Genomic DNA, 22,033 nt, shown 5'->3' with positions numbered 1-22,033 from the left:
CCTCGGAATCAGTTGGATGGACGCGGGGTCAGCGAAGCGATGAAACCCTGCCAGAGATCATCGACCGAGGCGCCGGCGAACTTCGTGAACAGCTCGGGGGAATACTGGCCGGCGCGGCAGGCCTCGTTGAGTCGGCGGGCGAACGTCGGGTCCTTCTCACGGACGATCCAGTCGAAGAACGCGGCGGTCGTGCGGTAGCTGTCGGTGTACTTGGCGCGGCGGGGATCGACGCGCGGGCGCTTCTCGACGGGCTCGAACTTGAACCAGCGCACGTAGTCGGCGAGCCCCTCGACGACCCAGCCGGGCGTGTTGCGATGATGATACGACTGCACGACGTGACACATCTCATGCACGATCGCGCCCACGTCATCGGGGTGGGCCTTGAACCATGCGGGGGCCATCACGATGGTGTGCCCCCGCGTGTAGGCGACGCCCTTCTCGTCTTTTTTCACGATGAAGTCGACCGACGCAGGCGGCGTGTACCCCGCATCGCCCAACTCGCGCACGATCGTCGGGTAAAAATCCGCGGCCGTCTGAGCCGCCTTGACCATCCAGTCATTGAGCTCGGGCACCTCGCCGGAATTGACGGCGATCTTGATCGTCGCCGGCTCGTCGGCACGAAGCGAGCACACGAGCGTCAGCAGCAATGCACAGGTCATCCATTTGCGGCGGGTCGACATGCGAGGCCTCCATATTGATGGTACACGCGAGCGGCACATCAATTTACGGTAAAAAAGCGCACACCCGGCGCATTGTATCGCGGCTAAAAACAACCCCGCCGCCGATGTTCGCCGGCGGCGGGGCTTCATCTCACATCAAACGCCGCGAGCCGCTCACTCCTTGGCGAGCTTGTTGCACTCGGCGTAGAAGAACTCGGCGCACTTGCGCAGGTCTTCAACTTCCCACTTCCATTCGTATTCGATGGACAGCGGGCCCTTGAAGCCCTTGGCCTTCAGCGCCGCCAGGACGCCGGCGGCGTTCGATTCGCCGGTGCCCCAGATCACGTCATGCAGATTCGCCGACCCGCCGCCGGGGACCAGGTCCTTGAAGTGCGAGTCGACGATGTCGTCGCCGTAGGTGTTGACGACGTCGACCGGGTTCATGCCGCTGCGCTTCCAGTGCCCGGTGTCGGCGCAAAGCCCGATGTTCTTGCAGGGCTTGGTCAGCGAGTAGGCGTACTCGGGGTTCCAGTAGCGACTGGGTTTGGGGTGGTCATGGATGCCGACCATGATGCCGTATTCGCCGGCGATCTTGTCAATCATCTCAAAGGCCTTGGGGTCCGGCTCAGAGTTGATGTACTTGAGGCCCATCTTCTTGGCCCAGTCGAACGTCGCCCGCGCGCCCGCTTCGTCGGAAGGAATGCCCATCACGCCGCACGTGATGAGCGTCACATCGCACGACTTGGCCTTCTCAAGCGTCTTGGCGATTTCCTCATCGCTCATGCCCGGGCCGGTCTTGCCCTTCAGGTCGCCCCCGAGCGGCTGACCGGGGTACATCTCCACGTAATGCACGCCGATCTGCTGCGCCAGTTCGAGCGTTTCGTAGAGCGTCTTCTTGTTGTTGGTCCAGGCCTGAAGGCAGAGCTTGAAGCCCAGCTTGTCGGCGCCGGAGGTGTCGAATTGCTCCGCCAGCGACGGGCGCGACATCGCGCACATCGCCAGCACACACAGCGTCATCATCAAAAACTTCTTCATGGCGGGGTCCTTTCGAGGAATAAGGTGGTGCAGGTTGAACGTTAGACCATACCGGATTGTTCGCGCCGTCGCACGGACAATCGCCGTTATTCGAGCCATACGCGGGCTCGGACCGATGGCAGGAAAACCGGTTTCTCAAAAAAGGGGTGGCATGCCTCTTGATGTCACGACTATAATAGCCGAAAATTCGGACGTACACGTATCCTGCCTCCGGGCGTCGACGCCGTCGGCCCCAACCGTCCCGCCGGGACCGGCTCACACGCGATTGGACCCGCCACCAAAACGCCTGATGAGAATATCGAACGCCGCCATTCCGATGCTGCTGATGATCGCCCTGGCGATCGCGCCCCGCCTATGGGCCGAGTCGCCGGTGCAGATTGCGGCGAAGGACCTCTGGTCGGTGCAGCCGGTCAAGGATGTGCAGCCCCCTGCCGACGCGTCGCATTTCAGCGAGCATCCCATCGACCGTTTCGTCGCCGCCGGTTGGCGCGGGCACGGGCTCAAGCCGGTCGGGCCCGCGGACAAGCGGACGCTGATCCGCCGGGCGTACTTCGATCTGATCGGCCTGCCGCCGGAGCCGGGCGAGGTCGCGGCGTTCCTCGCGGACAAAAGCCCCGATGCGTGGGAGAAGCTCATCGACCGGCTGCTCGCCTCCCCGGCGTACGGCGAGCGATGGGGCCGGCACTGGCTCGACATCGTCCGCTACGCAGACACGGCCGGCGACAACTCCGACTTCCCCATCCCGCAGCTTTACAAGTACCGCAACTACGTCATCGACGCCTTCAATCACGACAAACCCTACGACCAGTTCCTCCGCGAGCAGATCGCCGGCGACCTGTTGCCGCACAAAGACGAAGCTCAGCGCCGCGAGGATGTCATCGCCACCGGCTACATCGCCCTCTCGCGCCGGTTCGGGTCGCAGATCAAAAACTATCCGCAGTACCTGACCATCGAGGACACGCTCGACAACCTCGGCAAAGGCATCCTCGGGCTCACCATCAACTGCGCCCGCTGTCACGATCACAAATACGATCCCATCTCCACCGAAGACTACTACGCCCTCTACGGCATCTTCGACAGCACGCGCTACCCCATGCCGGGCATCGAACTTCTCCAGGCCCAGCAGGATTTCGTTCCGCTGATTCCTCAGAAGGAAGCCGATGCGATTCTCGCCGATCACAAGGTCAAGGTCGAAGCGGAGAAGAAGAAGCTCACCGACCTGAAGAACCGGCGCGAACAGGCGGGCAGGGATCTTTCCGCCGCGATCGCCGAGCAGAAAAAGACCAAGGACGACGCGGCGAAAAAAGCGATCGACGACAAGGTCGAGAAGCTGCGCGATCTGGAGCATGACCTGGGCAAGCAGTACGTGGCGCAGGAGCATGCGCTGACGCGCGTCGAAAAGGAGAAGCCGCGGATTGATGACGCCTACGCCGTGGCGGAGGGCAAGACCGGCGATGCGAATGTGCAGATCAAGGGGCAGCCCGGCGACAAGGGCCCCCTCGTGCCGCGGCATTTCCTGACGGCGCTGGGCGGGCAGAAACTGCCGGCGGACGAAAAAGGAAGCGGGCGGCTGGAGCTGGCCAAGTGGCTCACCGAGCCGTCGAACCCTCTGACGGCGCGCGTGATGGTCAATCGCATCTGGCAGCATCATTTCGGCGAAGGCATCGTCGCCACGCCCGACGACTTCGGCTCGCGCGGCAAGCCGCCGACGCACCCCGAACTGCTCGACTATCTGGCCAAGCGGTTCATGGATGACGGCTGGTCCATCAAGAAGATGCACCGGCTGATCATGACGTCCAAGGTCTACCAGCTTTCGGCTGACGACGGAGCGGACAACGCGAAGACGGACCCTGCGAATCAGTACCTCTGGCACGCCAACGTGCGGCGTCTCGAAGCGGAGCCGATTCGCGATGCGATGCTCGCCGTCAGCGGCAATCTCGATCGCACGCCGATGACGACGCCGCATCCGTTCCCCGATCCGACCCAGTGGAAGTACACGCAGCATCGCCCGTTCCGCGATGTGTATCCGTCGAACAAGCGCTCGGTCTACCTGATGACCCAGCGCGGCCAGACGCATCCGTTCATGGCGACGTTCGACGGCCCCGACACCAATGCATGCACCGGCGATCGCGTCGCATCGACGACCGCGCTTCAGGCGCTGTACGGATTCAACGATCCGTTCGTGCACGAACAGGCGGACAGCTTCGCGCAGCGACTGATCGGAGCCGCCAAGGAAGACCCGCAGCGCATCGAGCTGGCGTTCCAGACCGCCTACGCCCGCCCGCCCAGCGAATCGGAAACGAGCGAATCGCTCGCGTTTCTCGACAAGGTGACGCAGCAGTACAAGGCGTCGGGCATGGCGGACAATGATGCGCGGCTCGAAGCATGGAAGAGTTTGTGTCGCGTGATTCTTCGCTCCAACGAGTTCATTTTCGTCGACTAGGAAAGAGCTGACCATGCAATTCGCCCATCACCCCTGGACACGCCGAGCCCTGTTGCGATCGATGGTCGCCGGATCGGTGATGATGCCCGGGATCATCGATGCGATCACGGCCGGCGAAGCCCGCGGCGCCGAGTCGCGCTACGCCCCGGTCAATCCGCTGGCCCCCAAAGCACCGCATTTTCCCGCCAAAGCCAAGCGCGTCATCTTCCTGTTCATGCCCGGCGGCGTGTCGCATGTCGATTCGTTCGACCCCAAGCCCAAGCTCAACGACATGGACGGCAAGGACAATTACCTGGGCTCCCTCTGGAAGCCGCGCAAGTGGGGCAAGGCGGGCATCGACGCCACCGATTTGTTCCCGAATATCGCCGCGTCGGTCGATGACCTGTGCCTCATCCGCTCGATGCACACCGATCACAACGACCACTTCCAGTCCACGCTCGGCATCCACACCGGCTCCGTCTCCTTCGCCCGACCATGCATCGGCTCATGGGTCAGCTACGGGCTGGGCACGTTCAATCAGAATCTCCCCTCGTTCATGGTCATCGCCCCGCATCTGACCTACGCCGGCACGCAGATCTTCTCCAACAGCTTCCTCCCCGCGTACCATCAGGGCACGCGCGTCATCCCCGGCCCGAATCCCGTCATGAATCTCGACCCGCGCACGAAAGTCGCCGACGTCGAACAGATGGAGTTGGGCCTCAGCGAAGTGTTCAACCGGCAGCACATGGGCCGGCACCCCACGACCGACGCCCTCGCCGCCCGCATCCGAAGCTACGAAACCGCCTTCCGCATGCAGACCGAAGCCCCCGAAGCGTTCGACCTCGCCGGCGAATCCGATGCGACGCTCGCCATGTACGGACTTCAGCGCGGGCAGACGACCGGCTACGGATGGCAAGCCCTCGTCGCCCGCCGCCTCGCCGAGCGCGGCGTCCGATTCATCGAGCTCATCGACGTCGCCGCACATGACAACTGGGACGCACACTCCAACATGGCCTCGCACGGGCCGCTTGCCAAGAACATCGACCAGCCCATCGCCGCACTCATCGCCGATCTGAAGCAGCGCGGCATGCTCGATGACACGCTCCTCGTCTTCACCACCGAATTCGGCCGCACGCCCCGACACGACGGCCCCAAAGGCCGCAGCCACCACAACCGCTGCTTCACAAGCTGGCTCTGCGGCGGCGGCGTCAAAGCCGGCTACGTCCACGGCTCCAGCGACGACATGGGCGACGCCATCGCCACCGACGGCGTCCACACCCACGACTTCCACGCCACGATCCTCCACCTCCTTGGCCTCAACCACGAAAAACTCACCTACAACTATGCCGGCCGCGACTTCCGGCTCACCGACGTCGCCGGCGAAGTCGTCCACGACCTGATCGCCTGACCCCCTCCCCCGTTGAGCGACGCCGCTTCTTGCCGTGAGCTTGCCGAACGGGCGGCGGGTTCTCTTTCCAAAAAATTTGCAACCCCACATGATCCCCCCTACAATGCCCGCCTGACAAACAACGCCTCGGGGCGTAGCGCAGCTTGGTAGCGCGTCTCGTTCGGGACGAGAAGGTCGCAGGTTCAAATCCTGTCGCCCCGATTAGCTTCACCCGCGACCGTCCGACAGGACGGTCGTGGCGTTTCCAGAACGGCCGCGAGGCCTCGTTCAACACCATCTCGCCACGCCTCTTCGACGGCCAAACCACGATGCGATCGACGTAGTTGCCGATGACCTCGCGCGTACGGTCGTTGCGCGTCCCGTTCATCGCGTCGCGCAGCCCGGCCAATTGCGACCGCGCCCACTGCCGGGCCTCACCGGGATCGTGATCGCGGCGGGCGCGCCTCGCCATGCACAGCTCGTCGTCGAGCGCATCCTTGCGGAGCCGCAACTGCGTGAGCCGGTCATTGAGCATTGCCATGTTCGCGGGCTCGATGTTCATCGTGAGCGCCGTGACCAACTCGTTGATCTGCTTGATCTCGCGTTCGATCCGCTCGGCATCGGTATCGCTGGTTTGCTCGATATCAACCGCACCGGCGAAGCGTTCGACAGCATCCTCGATGCCACCCCTGTCGGTGGCGACGAGATCGCCGAGTTTGCCGAGCACCCATTCTTCCATGTGCTCAGCCCGCAGCGTCGAGGGCACCTCGCAGATCGTCTTGCCGTGCGAACGCCGTCCCGAGCACGTGTAGTAGTTGGTGATGACCTCCGCGCGGCCGGGTTTGTGCCCTTTGCGTCTCGGATCACCCCAGAACTTGTGCCCGCAGTCGCCGCACTCGAGCACGCCCGTCAACAACCATCGCCGATCGCGATGCCCAGCCCCGCCGCGAACACGGCCCCGCCTGGCGACCATCACCTGCGCCTGATCCCAGTTTTCGCGGCTGATGATCGCCGGCACCACGTCCGGTACGACCACCCACTCATCCTTCGGCGTCCGCACCACCTTCGCCTCGCCAAACTGCCGTTCCCGTTTCCGCGCTCGACCGTTCCGCACGCGGTAGAACTTCGCCTCCGTGCGTCGGTTCCAAACGAGGTCGCCGCGATACGTCGGGTTCTCCAGGATCGACTTGATGGTGGTGAAGCCCCAGATGTCGCGCGTCGGCGCGGGGACGCCCTTGGCGTTCAACTCGGCCGCGATCGATGCGAAGCCGATCCCATCGAGGCACATCTTGTAGATAGTCTTGACCACCTCGATGCGCTCGGGTTCGCCGAGTACAAGCCGCGCCTTGCACTCCTTGCCGGGCTTCGACAACTGCTGCCCCTTGGCGTAGCGGGTCTGGAGTTTTCCATCCTTGTCATATACCTCGCGCACCCGCTCCGGGCAGAATCGGATGCGGAACAGCACCGACCCGTCCGGCGCGAGAATCTCGCGGTCGTAGCCGTACGGCGCAGCGCGTCCGGGATCGGACTCGGCCATCACCGAACTGATCTGCCCGCGCAGCGTGTTCTGCGACAGCGAGATCGAGAACTGCCGGTTCTGGAACTGCTTGACGGTCCGCAGCACATCACCGTCGATGCCGTCGCGATCGAGATAGTCCTCCGTCACCGACAGCACCTTGACGTGGGCCTTCCGCAGCAGGTAGCGATAGTGCTCGGTCTCGGTCACATCGCCGCGTGAAAAGCGGTCGCTGTTCCAAACGATCACGGCCTTGAACTGGCCGACCTCGGCGTCGGCGATCATCTGCTGGAAGCCGGGCCGCTCGTCGGCGCTGGTGCCGCTGATCGCGTCGTCGAGGTACTCGCGGACGATGCGGTAGCCGTTCTCCTCGGCGTAGCGCACCACCTCGACGCGCTGGTCTGGGATACTCTGCTCCTGCTTGTCCGACGAGCGCCGTAGGTACGCGACGGCGGGTACGTGTTGCGTGCTGATCATGGTGGTCTCCATGGGTCATGGTTTGATGCCACGACCATGAGGGCTCATGTGGGCGAGAACATCAAGTCCAACTTTCGCCGCCGGTACGCCCGCTGGCGACACGCCGGTCGGCAATACCGGGCCTCGGGACGCCCCGCGTAGAACGGCGCGCCGCACGTCCGGCATACGCGCCGGTAGCAGCCACGGTGGTCGCCGTGTTGCCGCCACGCCGCCTTCAGTAGCACTCGGCGCGTCAACATGGCAACGATGCCCTCCGTGGCGTTACGGCTGATTGTGCGCGCCTCTCAACAAACTGAGAGCAACCCCTCGACGCGTTCCCGTGCCATCTCGAAAAGGCGGTCGCGCGGAGTACCTATCCGACGGCGTCGATTCCAATCTCGGATTCCAATCGTTCCAATCTGGCTTTGAACGCTCCGCCTCGCGTCGCTCGTAACCTTCTGCCGTCAGTTTGCTTGCCACGATTCCAATTTCCGGATTCCAATTCCAATCTTCTCTTTCAGGCCCTCATTCCAATTTCCATTCCAATTCCAATGTCCTTAAGGACATTGGAATTGGAATCGGAAATGGAAGGGCGAGGTCGCTCACGCTGGAACGATGGTCTCACCTTCCACCACCAGGTCGCCGCGATCATGCAGTTCGGCCAGCACGTCGTACCGCGTGGACTGCCGCATGCCGGTGGCCTCGCACTCGCTGTGCCAGTCCTTGACGCTGGCCTGACCATCGTCACCGGTGGCCATCAACCGTTTGGCGATCTCCAGCCCAACCCGCTGCCATTTGCTGCGCCGGATCGCCACCGTCCGCGCCGCCGACTCAATCGCGCCCGCGTCGGCGTCGAGCACGTTGATCGCCGCCGACGTGACCGCGTTGCCGTAGTCGTCGGTCATGTCGGGCAGGTCCACCGCTACCAGTTCCAGCGCCAACGGTGGCGGCGTCTCGGCGTCCTTCATCTTGGTGGCGCTCAACAGCAGGCCGGTGTCGTTGGCCATGCGATACTCGGCGTCGAGCGCCGCCTTCATCGCGATTGCGCCGCGCGCCCGATTCTTGTCCGCATGGCCCGTGTGGTGCACCACGAGGATCGTGCAGCCGTAGCGCCGGCGGATCGCGTCGCAGGCCGACACGAACCGGCTCATGTCCTGCGTGCTGTTCTCATCGCCACCGCCGAAGCAGCGCGCGAGTGTGTCGAGTACGATCAGTGCCGGCGGGCCGTGCTCTTCGATGGCGACGAGCAGTTCGGCCAGTTGCGATGGATCGGGGATCGCCATCGCTGGCGCGATGAACAGCGGCGCGTCGGTGAGGCTCACGCCGTGGTGCTCCTGCCACGCGCGGAAGCGCCGGCCGAGGCCGTTGCGCCCCTCGCCGGCGACGTATACCACGGGGCCGGGCTTCACGCCGTGGCCGCACCAGGGCGTGCCCGTGGCCACCCTGCACGCCCAGTCGATAGCGAGGAAACTTTTGCCGGTGCCTGGATCGCCGAAGACCAGAGCGAACGTGTCGCGCTCCAGCATGCCGCGCAGCAGCCAGTCCGGTGGACGCATCTCGATCTGGTCGGCGCGCGTGAGTTGGATGCGTCGTGGCTTGGATGATGCCATTGCATCGGACGAAGGCGAACGCGAATAGGACAGGATGGTGTTCCGCCGTTTGTCCATGCCGACCTCGATCACCATCGGGATGTTGTGCAATTCGCTGCTGTCGTGGGGCGTCAGTTCACCGACCGCCCGACAAATGTGCGACAGTTCACGGCGGTCCCGCCACTGCTTGCTCGCATTGCGGCTGTGCAGGTGCAGTCCCTTGGTCACAACACGACCGTCGTGGGCACCGCCAATGATCTCGAAGTTCAGATCGAGACGATTGCCGTCCGATGTGTCGACTATCTGCGAGTTGACGATCCTCGCGTCGTAGTGCCCGGCCGGGATTGGGTCTTGTCGTGTGGCCATCATGCTCAATTCCTCTCTGCCGCGCGACGGCGCTGCTCCTCATGCCAGCGATCCAGCAGCCACGCGGCCAGCGCTTCGCTGCGGCGCTCCCATCGCTCTCTCGATTCCGGCGTCGGCTCGCCGAAGCGGATGCGCATCTCGATGTTGCCGACGCGCTCCGTCACGTCTTCATCCGCAGTGGAAACCATGCGACACTCCATTGTCGATGTGAAAACGAAAGCGGGCGGCGGACCGGTGTGGACGGACACCGGCCCGCCATGCCCGCAACCAACCCCCACCTCAGGCCTCGCCTTTGCTCCGCACGGCCGCACGCGGATCGACCAGCGCCGTGCCGAAGTCGAAGTAGACCCGCCACGTCACCGCCAGCCGGTTGGCCTGGTGATCGAGGCCGAAGTATTCGACCGTCGGCGTCTGCTTGCCCTGGAGGAACGCGACGACCATCGGCACCGCGCCCGGATCGGCGAACAGATACCAGTGCTTGGCGCTGGCCGCCGTGCCGAACTTGGCGGCATTGCTGAGGCGCGGTTCGACCTCGATGCTGACGGCCTGCCGCAGCGAATTACCCGTCGGCGTGCGCTCGGCGATCTGCTTGATGAACTCCGATTCGAGCAGCGCCCTCGCCGTCGTCTGAAGCTCCGGCGGCACCAGCAGCGTGCGTGGCCGCAGGTCGAGGTCGTTGTTCTCATCGTCACGCTGCACGAGCATCAGCGTGATCGCCGCCGCCAGGCCGTCGAACGTCAGGGCGCTGTCGGCACCTTCGAGGTAGTTGCCATTGCCGGTCGCGAAGAACCCGCCGATGTTCGCCAGCAGCACTTCGTAGACCAGGTCCGACAGTTTCCGCATCGCCGATCGGCCAAGCGCCCGACCCGTCTCGTCGAACACGCCGAGGTCATCGTTGACCAGGTCGCGGCGATCGACGCTGAGCATCTTGCCGAACGTGTCCACCTGGTACTCGGCGGACCACTCGCCGACGGTGCCGTGCTTGATCTCGCCGCCCGGGGCGACCGGCTCCAGCGGCGTGGCGAACGACGGCCTGATCGCCGTGTTCTTCTTGAAATCGCTGACCGATCGCACGGCACAGAACGAGCGCCAGCTCGCCGGCGATTCGGTGTACGCATCGAGCAGCACCTTGTTGGCGACGTTGCCCAGCGCCGTCGGCAGCGAGTACGTGCTCAGCGCCGCCTTGACCATTTCCTCGCGGCCACGGGGCGCTTCGATGCCCTCGTACATCAGCGCCGCCCGGCACAGGTCCAGCACATGGTTCGCCTTGAGCGAAGCGCCGTGCTCCATCGCCAGTGGACCAAGTTCTCGCTCGCCCAGTTCCGTCATGCCCATGCGCGACAGCAGCGCCGCTTCGAGCGTTGTGGCATGGCTGACGATCTGCGCCGGGCGCAGCCCCGTGTTCATCAGCCTCGGCCGCGACTCGCGCAGCATGGTGAGCATCTGCGCCGTCAGTTCCTGCTCCGTGATCTCGCCGGCCAGCGCCGAGGCCCTGAGCTGGTCCACCCGGTCCTTGTTCGCGCCCCAGCCGGCTGCCGGCTTGGCGCACGTGGCCTCGATGCGGTTGATGCGATCCCGCTCGTCGGCGCGGATCGCGTTCTCGTCGATCGTCAGAACGTCCGTGTTCATGGCATTCCTTTCTGCGTTGCGATGTGATGCCGCGATAGCGACGCTTGTCCCGGCGTCGGCACCCAACGGCGTGATGCTTACTTCTCGAAGCCGCCCACGCTTGACCAGCGTGAACCCGCGTGGCGACGACAGCGTGCGGCCGTTGACCTGAATCTTTGTGCCGGGCGGCACCCGCTCCTGCTCGACCGGCTCGACGCCGACCGACGCCTGAAATGAGAATCCGCCGGCCGTCATCTCGGCAATCTGCCGCGCCGATTCACCCGCGCCGCTCATGACGCCGGTGACGATCAGGCGGCCATCCCGCACCTCGGCGCTGCCGTGCCCGACCACGCCGCCGACACGGGCGTCGTGATCCGCCAGCAGCGGCACCTGACCCGAGGCGTCGAGACCCGTCAGATCGACAGCCACGTCGCCCCAACCCGGCACCCGCATCATGCCGCCGGTGTAGGCGACGATGCTGATGCGCGGACGCTTCGGCTCGCCGCCAGCCTCGATAGCGACCTCGGGCGCAGCCAGCAGCAGACTCTCCGTGGCGATAGTTTCGATTCCGGGGGTCATGCCGGCACCGCCTGGCCCCGGGCCTGCTCGATCGTGCGATGCCACTCGGCCAGTTCCAACCGCGACATCGGGCGATAGTGCACCATCGCGTAGATGCCCAGACCCGGCACACCCGGCGTCACCGTCCGCACGAAATAGGTCGGATCGGGCGGCAGGTCCGGCGAAGCCGCGCACGCCTCCCGGAACGCCCGCATGTCCTGCGCCGGGCTCGTGTCCTCGATCACATGATGCCACGTGCCCGGCGTGAAGCTCTCGATCTCGTCGAGGTGCGCCGCCACCTGCTCGATGTGCCGGCGCTCCCACAGCCGCCGCCCGCCATCGCTCTGCGGCACCGCCACGACGCCGGTCTTGGCGAGATAGTCGAGCGTCGTCGCGTTGGCCTTGAGCCCGCGCGACACCAGTTCGCTCGCCGCCGCCGTCGTCCGCTTCGGGTACGCCTGCAGCCCGAACAGCTCTTCGTAATCGCTTCGACTCAGAACGTGTCTCATGCTGGAATCCTTTCCGAAAAGAGGTGTGCCCAACGCGCCAGCCACCATGCCGACGCTGTCGTCTACTGATTACTTACCCGGCGCTGCCGCGGAACGTCGGCGGAATTTCTGTCGCGATCCCGCCAGTGAGGTTATTTGCCGCAGGGGCCCAAAATTCGGCCAACAATCTGCGGAAATCTGAAAATTGCTCCAATACTGGAACGATTTTCGTCTCGCCGCCTGGTCGGAGACGTTCGCGCCGTCCCCTCTCTAGTTACCTATGCGATCCGCCGGTCGCCGTACCGCTCATTCGCAGAAAACCTGCCGCCGACCGTCGGCAAGCCATCCCTCCACCATTGTCTTTTTGCAGGCAGGGCCGATTTTTTGCGTGACCACCTTTTTTTGTGGCGTGGTTGCGGAATGTTGCCCACTACACCCGCACGAACGGCCGATTTGCCGCGCAAGGTGGGCATCAATCAATTATCCGGCGCGAAGCGAAACTGGCGTGCGCGATGCACATGGGGTTATTCGCCCGCCAAACGAAAACTCCGTACACCCCAGACGAGAAATCTGAAAATCGTGCCATATCTGGCACGTTCCAACTCCCCAGCCCCTTCCGGCACCCTCTACATCTGCACCGACGACCATTTCTTTGCGCAGCCGGCCACAGACGATCGACGGGCCGCCCGCCGGCGCTCCCTCCACCCTTGTCTTTTTGCGGGAGGGGCCGAAATGTTGCGTCGTGCCTACGAAATCTCACCCTCGCACGCCGTCATCACATCGTCAGACAACATCCGATACTGTCCGAGCGCGGATACGACCTGCTGCTTGCTGGGTGCGGCCATCTCGGCATCTACTATCGTCGCATGGAGGCGCTTGACCTGATGCTCAAGGCATTCCCGAGGTCGCGTCACCTTTGGGCCATAGATCGGAACCTCGTTCGGATCGAACCTCAGCATTTGTGCGATGAGAAGCGCGGCACACATGTGACCCATGAAATTCAACTCCTCGGATCGCTCATGCAGCAGACTCAAGTCGCCATTCAGATTCACCACGAGGGACGTGGTGTACCCTTCACAATAGTCATGGCTTGTATCAATTCCTGATGTGGCGATCTCGATCAGGCGGCAGACGCGACCGATCAGCTGAGGCGCTTTGACAACGGGTTGCCCCCTTCCATCAACTCGCGTGTGATATACGTAGAGGAGCCGCACGACTGCCGTGAATATATCCAGGAAGTTCTCCATCCCGTTGATGTTGCCGCGCTCAGCGTGCCGACGCAGTCGCGACTTTTCGTGTCGATCGCAAAATGAATATATCGCTTGTTCGAGATTCGGTGCATGTGCGTCGATTTGGTCCCACCACTCTGGAGGTACATCCGGGTGATATGGATCGCTGCGCCTCAGTTGAAACTTGGATCGGCCCCCAATGCCGCCGCTTCCGTCGAAAAACCGAATGTTCAAGTGGTTCAAGTACTCCACTACACTCGCCAGTCCTTCACGTTTGACGATCTCGTCGAGATATTCAGGCAGCCCGTCACCAGTTTCTTCGACGTGGGTCTTCGTCTTGATCCCCGAGCCATCAGACGGCTCATGCGTCAACCTGTCCTCATGAATAACCCAGGTCGCCGCGCTCTCGATTCGTCCGTGGTCTGTTTCCGCAGATATGAATGCCAGAAGTGACCCATGCACGTCCTGAAGCACCTTTTCCCCCACTTTGACGACAGCTTCGCCGGTACGGCGCGTCGGAAGTACGATAGTGGCCCGCGGAAAGGATTCGCTGCTGAGACGTAAGGCGACCGACAACTTCGTGATCACTTCGCCCGATGACACCTCGTAGAGCAGCCGCAATGTGGTCCCGTCACGCAGTGACGCTGATTGTATCGACAATGCAGGCTCAGTATCTTCATCCGGTCGCGGCTCAGTCGTGTCCGCTGGGATGAAATCTTCAACCGCTATCGAGACTCGTTGCAACTGCGAGTCGAAAAGCGTGTTCATGTTCGCCGTCTCCGCGCCAACGTAGATACATGCTTCGATGTTCCTCCCGTCGAACGCGGCGGCGGTGAAATTCGCGCTGCCAACGAGGATGCCGCCTCCGTCAGTGGATTGCCATCCGAGCGCCTTTCCATGTAATCTCCTCGATGCGCTTCGCACCTCATAGATATCTGGCGGTCTGGCCATCAGTTTCAGCTGGCCAACTGGAAGGTTGCTGGTGAGTTGCTGGGCCAGAACCTCAAGCGTAGCCTTCGGCCATTTCTGCAAAACGCGCCTGATCATCCTGCCGTCGGTGTCATAGAACGGCGATACTACTACGATCTGTGTCGGCCGATGATCGCCGACGCACTCCACGAATTGGTCCCACAAAGGACCATCAAGGGTATGCATGAGTTTCACGCCGCCGTGATCATCTCTATGTTGTCTTGATGTCGGCCGGCACCAGGGCATGTCCTTCGCCGCGTCGGCAATCCAATCGCGTGCGATCGCGGCAGCATCGCCGATGCCGCGGTCCAATGCCAACTGAAAGAACCGAACAGCATCGCAGCACAGCGGGAGTGACTCATGCGTGCCACTATCGTCGAGCATCGCCGAGATCGCGTTGACGATCTCAAGGTTATGCGTGCATCCTGAGCGTGTGAGGTTGCTGCTGCCGCAGACAAGTTGGAATCCATCGGCTCGAAGGACGAGTTGCAGCTTCGGGTGAAATACGCCTGCCTTGGGCCGGATCGGCACTACCAGGTATTTGCTGTTCATCCAGCGAGCGGTAACCTCTTCCACTTTGAGTCGCGACCATTGATCGTAATCCATCAGGACGACTATTCGGCGCGCCGTCAAAAGCGATGGCGCGCGAAGAAGTCGACGCTCGAAGAAGTCCGGATCAAAGTTGTACGTTGAAAGAAGAACAAGTTCTGACGGATGCGTTGAGAACAGCGTTGTATAGTCGCAGTATCTCATTCGGTGGCCTCGGTTGCCATCTCCTGACTAAGGAAGAGATCACCATCTTCCGTGACGACAATGTCGTTTGAGTCATCACGTGAGAGAAGCCCAAGGTCGATGAGCACCTGTAGCGCGCTTGGGAAACGTGCATTGCCGGTGCCGATCTTGTCGTAAGTACCGGTGGACAGCACTCGATCGCCGTCAATCTGGAGTAGGCAGCGAGCGCCGGACGCAACCTTTTCGTATGACATCGCTTGATGTTGCTGGATAACAAAGCGGTGTAGGACAAACATCCCCAGTTCGACGAATGGGGTATCCCACCAATTCTGAAAACGTCGCTCCATGCCATGCAAAACGACGGGCGGAACCAGATCGAGGTAAGGATCAGCGGCAGCCGACGCGAGCCACTGGCCATATTGCGTCGCATCCCATCGCTTGTAACGAGCCAACGTGATCGCTAACAAGAGCAGGGATGCTGCAAATGCGCTCGTCGGGTCTTGGTAGTCATCATTACGTATCACGCCTTCAAGAATCGGCTCGGAAATGGGGCCGCTCACACGTCGCGACCCGTCAATCGTCGCGCTGGTGTCGTAATCGATCAACTCAAGTGGTGTACCCAAGAGTGCGAATAGGCGGCGCGGGGATATCAACCCAAATGGCTCCTCGAGATGCACCCCCGCGAATAATGAAATATCCCTACGCACTCCAAGACCGTTTAGGTCGCTGACAAGTCCGTCCAAGGACTCTCCCGCGAGGCCAGCGCCACGAAGACGTGTGACGAGCCACGAAAAGATGCCTTCAAGAGCGACAGCCATGTAGTAGTGAAAGTAAAACATGCGCCAACGCAACGAGATGTCCGTCAATGGGGACGAAATCGCGACGGCGTGGTTCTCATCCTCATCGGAGACTTCTCCGAAATAGACACTGTCGGCAAACGTGACGGCATCGAACGACCATCCATTGGTTGTGAGCCGCCTGGCTAAATCAAGCATGAGTAATAGCGTGCGTCGTCGGTCCGCGTGGGCCTTACCCGGGAGTTCACGGCGAGTGAAAAAGATATCGCGAAGCAAATCCCGGTCGGGTGAGGTTGGCAATGCGAGTTCGCACAATCCACCCTTACGCCCCCACGCTTTGAGCGTTGTCACAGCGCACCGCCGTGATCTGGATGCGACTTCTGATACTGCCTGCAATCGTCCGACGGCTGCATCGTAGGCGGCGGCGATCTCCAGACCCATTGCACTGAGTTCGATATCATCGAACGTCAATTCGATCGGTTCCTCGTCGTCCTCCAACTCGGGAATATCCTCCTCAGTTATAAAGACGCCAAGGTTGACCAAGGAGTTGAAGTAGGCGTTCATTGCCGGGTTCTTGGCAAATCGTAACCGTCGCAGGTTGGCCTCGCTTCCATTATGACTTCCATACCATCGTATAGCTTCGCGTGTACCGACCAGTGCGCCCCCTGCGCACGCCGCCCCATCGTGGTGCGCAATGCAGCCGAGGGTCAATGCATGTTCACGAAGAACGATCGCATCGCGTAGGCCAAGAGCATGGGGTGTCCCGCGTTCTCGCTTGTTGTAGTCGTACACACACCACGGCACAAAGGTGAAATACCGGGCGCGAGGCGTGATCGACGTGATACAGAACAGAAGCCGGTTGGCGATTCGTGTCGAACCGCGCAGGCTCGTGCCCAATGGGTCCTGCACGTCCGCGGTGGGCACGTGTTTCGTCCACTGAAGGATGATCGGGCTGGATTTGTCTTTCTTTGCCATCGACGTAACCGGATTCCGGATGGCGCAATGCCGTTACAATTGGTGGACCTTTGAGATGGCCTTCAGTGTACCGGCAAATGGACACGCACCAAAGCGCCACCACGTGCTCGTCGTCGTCGATTCAGCATCGCCTGCAATCCAACGAACAGTCCAGGTCGGCGCACATGAGTCCGTCAGACGATTCTGGGGGACGGCTCGATAATGCCGAATGCGTCCCGTTCGAAGGGAAAGACCCCGTCCTCAGATCGCGGATTGATGGCCGGCGTGCTACCCGATATCCACCAAGCCGCCCGGCCCCCACGCAAACGCCAGCACCACCCCGCCCTGCGGGTGGGGTTTACCATCAGCGCCTGTCGCCCCGACTGATCGAAGCCCACCCTTTGGGGTGGGCTTTTGTCATTTGCATCGCGAGTCAACTATTGCGCGATCATCGTCGCCGGTTCCGGTTCTAATCGAAGTCGTTCTGCCTTATCATATTTGCATCGCACTCGATATGTCCCGCTGCCGTCGCATCGCGCCCGGTGGCTGCCGCTCCCGATCTCACCCCGTCAGCGAGGGCCTGAAAATGCATCAACGGTCGACCCGCCTATCCGTACTTCGCCTGTTCGGCACAATCATCCTGATCCTCTCCGCTCTGCATTTGAGCGCCCGCCCCGCCAAAGCCGATGGGCCGACGCCTTATCCGGATCCGAAGAACGACGCGGCGTGGCCGGGCAAGGGACCGATCCGTTACTTTGACGGCTGGATGCCCGGCGATCGCAAACGCTTCTGGGCCGCCCGCGAAAAAGATCAGGGCAAGATCGTCTTCACCGGCGATTCGATCATCGGCGGATGGAAACTCGAACACGACTTCCCCGGCAAGCCCGTCGCCAACCGCGGGATCGGCGGCGACGTGACGCGCGGCCTGCTCTTCCGATTCAAGGAGGATGTGCTCGACCTGCACCCCAAAGCGATCGTCATGGAGATCGGTTCCAACGACATCACCGCCGACGCCTCCGTCGCCAATGTCGTCAGCAATTACAACATGCTGCTCGACATGGCTCAGCAGGCGAACCCCGACACGCCGATCCTCATCATGGCGCTCCTCCCGCACGGCATCCCCACCGGCGAAAAAGCCCCCAAGCCCGACCTCGCCGCGTACCTCAAGAAGGTCAACGCCCGCATCCCCCTGCTCAACGACGAACTCAAAAAGCTCGCCGCCGCCCGAAAGAATGTCATCTACGTCGATACCTATACGCCGTTCCTCCTGCCCAATGGCGCGTTCGACGATTCGCAGTTCAACGATGACAAAGTCCACCCGACCACCGCCGGCCACGCCAAGTTGGGCGAAATCGTGAGCAAGGCGCTGACGGAATTGAAGCTGTTCTGAAACTGGATCACGTTTCATGCCACTCGACACCGACAAGATCGACGACGCCGTCCTCGCCCTGCTCACGCTCGGCCTCTCGGGCAACAAGGCATGGAAGGGCTTCGACGCCGACGCCCTGTCTCGCCTCCACCAGCGCGGCCTCATCTCCGACCCCCACGACCGCAGTCTCACCCTGACCCTCTCCCCCGAAGCCCTCACCCGCGCAAAACAACTCCGCGACCAACTCTTCGGCAAACCCGCCTGACCCTCCTCCCACATAGCCGACCCGTGTCGGGTCGGGGTCTTCCTGTTTCGCTCTCTTGATCATTTGACCCGCGCCGATTCGCGACACACAATTCAATGACTCGTTCGCACGAAGTGATCGTCTCGATGGATCGAGTTCCCTGAACGGGGGCGCAAAGTGAACCCGCATATCTCATCCACCTCGAATTCAGCGGACCCGCCGCGGCCGAAGCGCCTGGTCTTCCGATGGACTTGGCGACGCATTACGATCGTCGCCATCATGATGATCGCCGCGGCGCTGATCTTCCTGCCCCTGCGTGAAGTACAGGTGGAGATCGATCCGGTGACGGGTTCGATGCGACGACAAACGACCTGGCTGGGCTTTCTGAGCACAGGCCCGCAAATCGAAGTCTCGCCGCTCGAAACCCGACTTCGGGAAAGTGGCATCGCGTGGACGCCGTCGTGGCGGTTCATGTACTGCACAACCGACGACGTGATGGGCCGAAAGTATGCATGTCGCTCGGCGCCGCCCATCTATACTCTCGCTTCCAATCGACCCGCGATGCACGACTTCGTGCGAAACTCGACCGACGATGACCTGAGGCAATTTGTCGTCACGATGCAGTCCGGCGACAGGCCGGCACAGCATGTGGCCATCGATGCGGCATTCCAAAAACTTTTGGCCGACATCATTGCACGGCAGAACCGATGATGACGGCAATGCAACACATGCTTTCCGATCGCAATCCAGAACCCGAGTCGCTCAATCTCGCGGGCGTCTCCGTCGCCATGCGTGACCTCGCGCTTGAGTCGTTTTGCCAAGCGTTCGACATCGCCGAAAGCGATCGCTATCGACTCCGGCTCGACGACGAACCGATGAAGATTTACCGCGCCCTGACGACGGGTCGCCATTGCGACGGGCTCCAATTCGAACGCCTGGCCCTCAATCTCAATCACCTGCCCAGTCCGGCTATCGCTCTCGAAGACGTATTGAAGCTCGCCACCATCGCCGATCTGATCCGCTGCGTCGCCGATCGACATGGGCGGTCGAACGAATCCACGCATGATGGAGCGATTCGGAGCGCGAACAACTTCGGGAAATGAGTAACCGTAAATTCGTCAAAGTTCGCACAACCGCGTCGTAATTCGCGCACGGGAGAGGCAAATTTACCTCCGGCGCGCGCACGCGTTCTTGTAAGTCCTGATTTGATCGCACAGCGGGCGTGCCGGGGTTTCCCCGGCGGTGCGCATGGGCCCGCCAGTGCGCGCGGGAGGTGCGGAATGGGGCGGGATTTATGGGCATCGGGCCGGTGCGGCGCGTTGACGGGAACGTGCGCGAGCGTGCGCGGAGCGGAGATTGATCAAGCGTCGGGCGGCGCTAGTCCTTCTTCCCCGGCAGCGTTTTGTCATCCGGCTGCAACACTTCGCTTTGTTTGTACACGCCCATGTCGCCGCCGAGGTCGGTGGCTTTGGGGTGCGATGAGAGGTTCTTGAGAAGCTCTTCGCTGATGGCCTGCGCCTCGGCGGGGGTGTTGACCACGTAGGGGCGGATCACCACGATCAACTCGCGCTTGGAACGCTTGGTTTCCTGGCGGCGGAAGAGGATGCCGGCGAGGGGCAGATCGCCCAGGAGCGGGACTTTGCTCTGCACGTCGGAGACTTCCTCTTCGATGAGCCCGCCGATGGCGACGGCGAGGCGGTCCTTGGCGACGACGGTCCCGCTGACGGTGCGGCTGGAGACGACGTCGACGGGCTGATCGGTGACATTGCCATTGGTGGAGACGATCGGGATCGAGGCGCCGCCGGCGTTGATGGAGGAGTTTTCCTGAAGGACGCGCAGGGTCACGGTGCGGTCGGCGTTGATGCTCGGGGTGATGAGCAGCGTATTGCCGACGGGGCGGAAGTCGATCTGCGTCGTGGGCGTCGTCGTGGTGTTGTTGTTATTGATGATGGTCTGGCTGGAGATGTTGCGGACGATCGGGCGTTCCTCGCCGACGAAGAGGCGGGAGACTTCGTTGTTGGCGGTGAGGATCAGCGGGGTGGCGAGTTGGGTGACGCGGTTCTCGCTTTCCAGAAGCTGCAAGCGCGCGCGGAAGGAATTGTTCACGTACTGGAACACGAGCGAATTGGTGTCGATGCCCGACCCGCCGGGCGCGACGGACGCACCGCGGCGGGCGGTGCCCGAGAGCAGATCGGACACGGGCGGCTGAATGTTCCCGCTGGAAAATCCGCCGGCGGAGGTGGACCCGTCGCTGAACTGATACTCGAAGGCGGAGTCGAATCCGTTGCCCAGCTCGATGCCGAGCACTTTGACTTCCAGCAGCACGAGCGGCGTCGGCACGTCGAGCTTCTTGATGAGCGTGCCGATCTCCTCCATGGTCTTGTCATCGCTGGTGCGGACGACGAGCATGTTGTTGCGGCGAAGGACGGTCACGAAGATCGACGCGGGCGTCGAGCGATACACTCCCGCGGCCTGAGCCGGGTTTTCCTGCGGATTCCGCTCCATCTGCCGACTGATCGCCGCCGCCTGATCGGGCGTCAGATTGCGCTGGTCGGCGTAGCCGTCATCGCTCATGCCCCGCCGCGACGAACGGCTGTAAAGTCCGTAGCGACTGTCGGCGGAACTGTTGTCATAGATCGAGCTGTTGGAGCCGTAGCGGGCGAAGTTGGAATTGTTGTAGCTCGAGCCGGTCGTGTCGGTGAGGCCCAGGCCCTGACTGCGCTGATCGATGATGTCAAAGCGATTGAATCGCTCGCGCAGATCGCGGCTCTCATCGCGCAGGTCCTCTTGTCCGATCGTGAACTGCACGCGGTCGCCGTACAGATCGCGGATCGCCAGGGCGGCCTGAATCGCATTGGGGTACAGCAGCGTGAACACCTGCGTGCGCTGCTCGCGGAAGCTCGTCAGGTCCTGCTGAAATTCCTTGAGCGTCACCACGCGCGTGACATGCGAATCCGGATCGCGGCGGTACCACAAGCCGTTCGCCCGGCAGATTTCGTCCACGACCGCCTGCGCACCGACATTCTGAAGAAACAGCGATATTTTCACCTTCGACGCTTCGCTCGATGCGACGATGTTCATGCCGGTCTGCGCGCTGAGCAGGCGCAGCGCATCGCCGATCGCCACCTCGCGGAAGTCGACGCGTTCGACGATCGGATTCATCTCCGGCGCCGGCGCATCGGCGGCGCGAGCGAAGGTCGGCGTCACAAGAGCCGCGAGCGTCATGATCCACACCAGTTGCTTAGACATTGAATGGCTCCAATCGCGGGCGGACATTCAGCGGAGGACGATCGTGCGGTGCAGGTCGGTCATTTCGATTTCGACCTGCTCGGGCGTGACGGAAACGATGCGCAGACGCAGCGCGGTCCCGGCGGCGGTGACGGCAAGCTGCTGATCGGAGACGACGGTCGCCAGCGCCCCGCCGTCGATTTCGATGAGGGCGGTCGGGGCGCGGCCTTTGACGGCGACGAGGGCGCGGAGCGTGATGGTGGGCGTCGTCGGCGGCTTGAGGGTCTGCGCCGCCGTCTGAAGCTGCGCCTGAAGCGCGGCACTGGGCACGGTCGGATCGCGCGGTTCGGCGTCGGGCTTGGCGGCGGGTATGTCGGCGGTCTGGCCGGCGACGAGCATGGTGAGAACGAGCAGAATGTATTTCATA

General features: G+C 62.4%; 16 protein-coding genes, 1 tRNA gene and 2 pseudogenes. 7 read left to right on the top strand and 12 right to left on the bottom strand.

All coding sequences use genetic code 11. From position 1 onward, the window contains the following. Positions 1 to 8 precede the first annotated feature (8 nt). Both GC162_19140 and GC162_19135 read right to left on the bottom strand, forming a co-directional pair. Positions 9 to 809, bottom strand: coding sequence for a hypothetical protein (locus GC162_19140; GenBank protein ID MBI1370756.1), 801 nt, complete (start codon positions 807 to 809; stop codon positions 9 to 11). A gap of 24 nt (positions 810 to 833) precedes the next feature. Continuing rightward, entirely contained in the window at positions 834 to 1,793 is a 960-nt protein-coding gene (locus tag GC162_19135) for a TIM barrel protein (protein MBI1370755.1), read from the bottom strand. Here GC162_19135 and GC162_19130 point away from each other — a divergent pair. From GC162_19130 to GC162_19120, 3 genes are all read left to right on the top strand, one after another. Next, on the top strand, positions 1,693 to 4,137 hold the full coding sequence (locus tag GC162_19130) for a DUF1553 domain-containing protein (protein MBI1370754.1): 2,445 nt from the start codon (positions 1,693 to 1,695) through the stop codon (positions 4,135 to 4,137). The two genes, GC162_19135 and GC162_19130, sit on opposite strands and share 101 nt — an antisense overlap. Positions 4,138 to 4,198: 61 nt before the next feature. Then, positions 4,199 to 5,524 carry a DUF1501 domain-containing protein gene (locus GC162_19125; protein MBI1370753.1) on the top strand — a complete coding sequence of 442 codons (1,326 nt, stop codon included), beginning with the start codon at positions 4,199 to 4,201 and terminating at the stop codon, positions 5,522 to 5,524. A gap of 127 nt (positions 5,525 to 5,651) precedes the next feature. Next, positions 5,652 to 5,725 (top strand) — tRNA-Pro (locus GC162_19120). Positions 5,726 to 6,464: 739 nt separating this feature from the next. On the opposite strand, the pseudogene GC162_19115 reads toward GC162_19120, so the two are convergent. The 8 genes and pseudogenes from GC162_19115 to GC162_19080 form a co-directional block, all read right to left on the bottom strand. Next, positions 6,465 to 7,040, bottom strand: a pseudogene (locus GC162_19115) (hypothetical protein). A 15-nt stretch (positions 7,041 to 7,055) separates the two neighbouring features. Further along, positions 7,056 to 7,508 (bottom strand): annotated as a pseudogene (locus GC162_19110) (hypothetical protein). Positions 7,509 to 8,077: 569 nt separating this feature from the next. Then, positions 8,078 to 9,433, bottom strand: coding sequence for an AAA family ATPase (locus GC162_19105; protein MBI1370752.1), 1,356 nt, complete (start codon positions 9,431 to 9,433; stop codon positions 8,078 to 8,080). Between the two features lie 2 nt (positions 9,434 to 9,435). Then, positions 9,436 to 9,618, bottom strand: coding sequence for a hypothetical protein (locus tag GC162_19100; protein ID MBI1370751.1), 183 nt, complete (start codon positions 9,616 to 9,618; stop codon positions 9,436 to 9,438). 91 nt (positions 9,619 to 9,709) lie between these two features. Next, on the bottom strand, positions 9,710 to 11,617 hold the full coding sequence (locus GC162_19095; protein MBI1370750.1) for a hypothetical protein: 1,908 nt from the start codon (positions 11,615 to 11,617) through the stop codon (positions 9,710 to 9,712). Beyond that, positions 11,614 to 12,105 carry a hypothetical protein gene (locus tag GC162_19090; protein ID MBI1370749.1) on the bottom strand — a complete coding sequence of 164 codons (492 nt, stop codon included), beginning with the start codon at positions 12,103 to 12,105 and terminating at the stop codon, positions 11,614 to 11,616. The genes GC162_19095 and GC162_19090 overlap by 4 nt, the downstream gene beginning before the upstream one ends. Positions 12,106 to 12,830: 725 nt before the next feature. Beyond that, positions 12,831 to 15,035 carry a hypothetical protein gene (locus tag GC162_19085; GenBank protein ID MBI1370748.1) on the bottom strand — a complete coding sequence of 735 codons (2,205 nt, stop codon included), beginning with the start codon at positions 15,033 to 15,035 and terminating at the stop codon, positions 12,831 to 12,833. Beyond that, complete coding sequence (locus GC162_19080; GenBank protein MBI1370747.1) at positions 15,032 to 16,786, bottom strand: hypothetical protein; 1,755 nt, start codon at positions 16,784 to 16,786, stop codon at positions 15,032 to 15,034. The genes GC162_19085 and GC162_19080 overlap by 4 nt, the downstream gene beginning before the upstream one ends. A gap of 493 nt (positions 16,787 to 17,279) precedes the next feature. On the opposite strand from GC162_19080, the gene GC162_19075 reads away from it, so the two are divergent. From GC162_19075 to GC162_19060, 4 genes are all read left to right on the top strand, one after another. Further along, positions 17,280 to 18,155, top strand: a complete 876-nt coding sequence (locus GC162_19075) for a hypothetical protein (protein ID MBI1370746.1) — start codon at positions 17,280 to 17,282, stop codon at positions 18,153 to 18,155. Between the two features lie 16 nt (positions 18,156 to 18,171). Then, positions 18,172 to 18,399, top strand: coding sequence for a hypothetical protein (locus GC162_19070; protein ID MBI1370745.1), 228 nt, complete (start codon positions 18,172 to 18,174; stop codon positions 18,397 to 18,399). A gap of 258 nt (positions 18,400 to 18,657) precedes the next feature. Beyond that, a complete protein-coding gene (locus GC162_19065) occupies positions 18,658 to 19,089 on the top strand; it encodes a hypothetical protein (GenBank protein MBI1370744.1) in 432 nt (143 codons plus the stop codon). Positions 19,090 to 19,097: 8 nt separating this feature from the next. Beyond that, positions 19,098 to 19,481, top strand: a complete 384-nt coding sequence (locus tag GC162_19060) for a hypothetical protein (GenBank protein MBI1370743.1) — start codon at positions 19,098 to 19,100, stop codon at positions 19,479 to 19,481. A 274-nt stretch (positions 19,482 to 19,755) separates the two neighbouring features. Here GC162_19060 and GC162_19055 read toward each other — a convergent pair whose 3' ends face one another. Both GC162_19055 and GC162_19050 read right to left on the bottom strand, forming a co-directional pair. Beyond that, positions 19,756 to 21,654, bottom strand: a complete 1,899-nt coding sequence (locus tag GC162_19055) for a hypothetical protein (protein ID MBI1370742.1) — start codon at positions 21,652 to 21,654, stop codon at positions 19,756 to 19,758. Next, the gene (locus GC162_19050) at positions 21,655 to 22,032 is read right to left on the bottom strand and encodes a hypothetical protein (protein ID MBI1370741.1); all 378 of its coding nucleotides are present in this window, start codon (positions 22,030 to 22,032) and stop codon (positions 21,655 to 21,657) included. Between the last annotated feature and the right edge of the window lies 1 nt (position 22,033).

The organism is Planctomycetota bacterium, from assembly GCA_016125255.1.
Taxonomy (GTDB): Bacteria; Planctomycetota; Phycisphaerae; order Phycisphaerales; family Zrk34; genus RI-421.
The sequence above is the reverse complement of the archived record's forward strand: the minus strand, read 5'-3'. Positions and strand labels throughout refer to the sequence as shown.

Coding starts and splice junctions, on each gene's coding strand:
- GC162_19140 (MBI1370756.1), bottom strand. CDS start 809: ATGAAGCCCCGCCGCCGGCGAACATCGGCGGCGGGGTTGTTTTTAGCC.
- GC162_19130 (MBI1370754.1), top strand. CDS start 1,693: ATGGCGGGGTCCTTTCGAGGAATAAGGTGGTGCAGGTTGAACGTTAGA.
- GC162_19135 (MBI1370755.1), bottom strand. CDS start 1,793: ATGGCTCGAATAACGGCGATTGTCCGTGCGACGGCGCGAACAATCCGG.
- GC162_19125 (MBI1370753.1), top strand. CDS start 4,199: ATGGTCGCCGGATCGGTGATGATGCCCGGGATCATCGATGCGATCACG.
- GC162_19105 (MBI1370752.1), bottom strand. CDS start 9,433: ATGATGGCCACACGACAAGACCCAATCCCGGCCGGGCACTACGACGCG.
- GC162_19100 (MBI1370751.1), bottom strand. CDS start 9,618: ATGGTTTCCACTGCGGATGAAGACGTGACGGAGCGCGTCGGCAACATC.
- GC162_19095 (MBI1370750.1), bottom strand. CDS start 11,617: ATGACCCCCGGAATCGAAACTATCGCCACGGAGAGTCTGCTGCTGGCT.
- GC162_19090 (MBI1370749.1), bottom strand. CDS start 12,105: ATGAGACACGTTCTGAGTCGAAGCGATTACGAAGAGCTGTTCGGGCTG.
- GC162_19085 (MBI1370748.1), bottom strand. CDS start 15,035: ATGAGATACTGCGACTATACAACGCTGTTCTCAACGCATCCGTCAGAA.
- GC162_19080 (MBI1370747.1), bottom strand. CDS start 16,786: ATGGCAAAGAAAGACAAATCCAGCCCGATCATCCTTCAGTGGACGAAA.
- GC162_19075 (MBI1370746.1), top strand. CDS start 17,280: ATGTCCCGCTGCCGTCGCATCGCGCCCGGTGGCTGCCGCTCCCGATCT.
- GC162_19070 (MBI1370745.1), top strand. CDS start 18,172: ATGCCACTCGACACCGACAAGATCGACGACGCCGTCCTCGCCCTGCTC.
- GC162_19065 (MBI1370744.1), top strand. CDS start 18,658: ATGATGATCGCCGCGGCGCTGATCTTCCTGCCCCTGCGTGAAGTACAG.
- GC162_19060 (MBI1370743.1), top strand. CDS start 19,098: ATGCAACACATGCTTTCCGATCGCAATCCAGAACCCGAGTCGCTCAAT.
- GC162_19055 (MBI1370742.1), bottom strand. CDS start 21,654: ATGTCCGCCCGCGATTGGAGCCATTCAATGTCTAAGCAACTGGTGTGG.
- GC162_19050 (MBI1370741.1), bottom strand. CDS start 22,032: ATGAAATACATTCTGCTCGTTCTCACCATGCTCGTCGCCGGCCAGACC.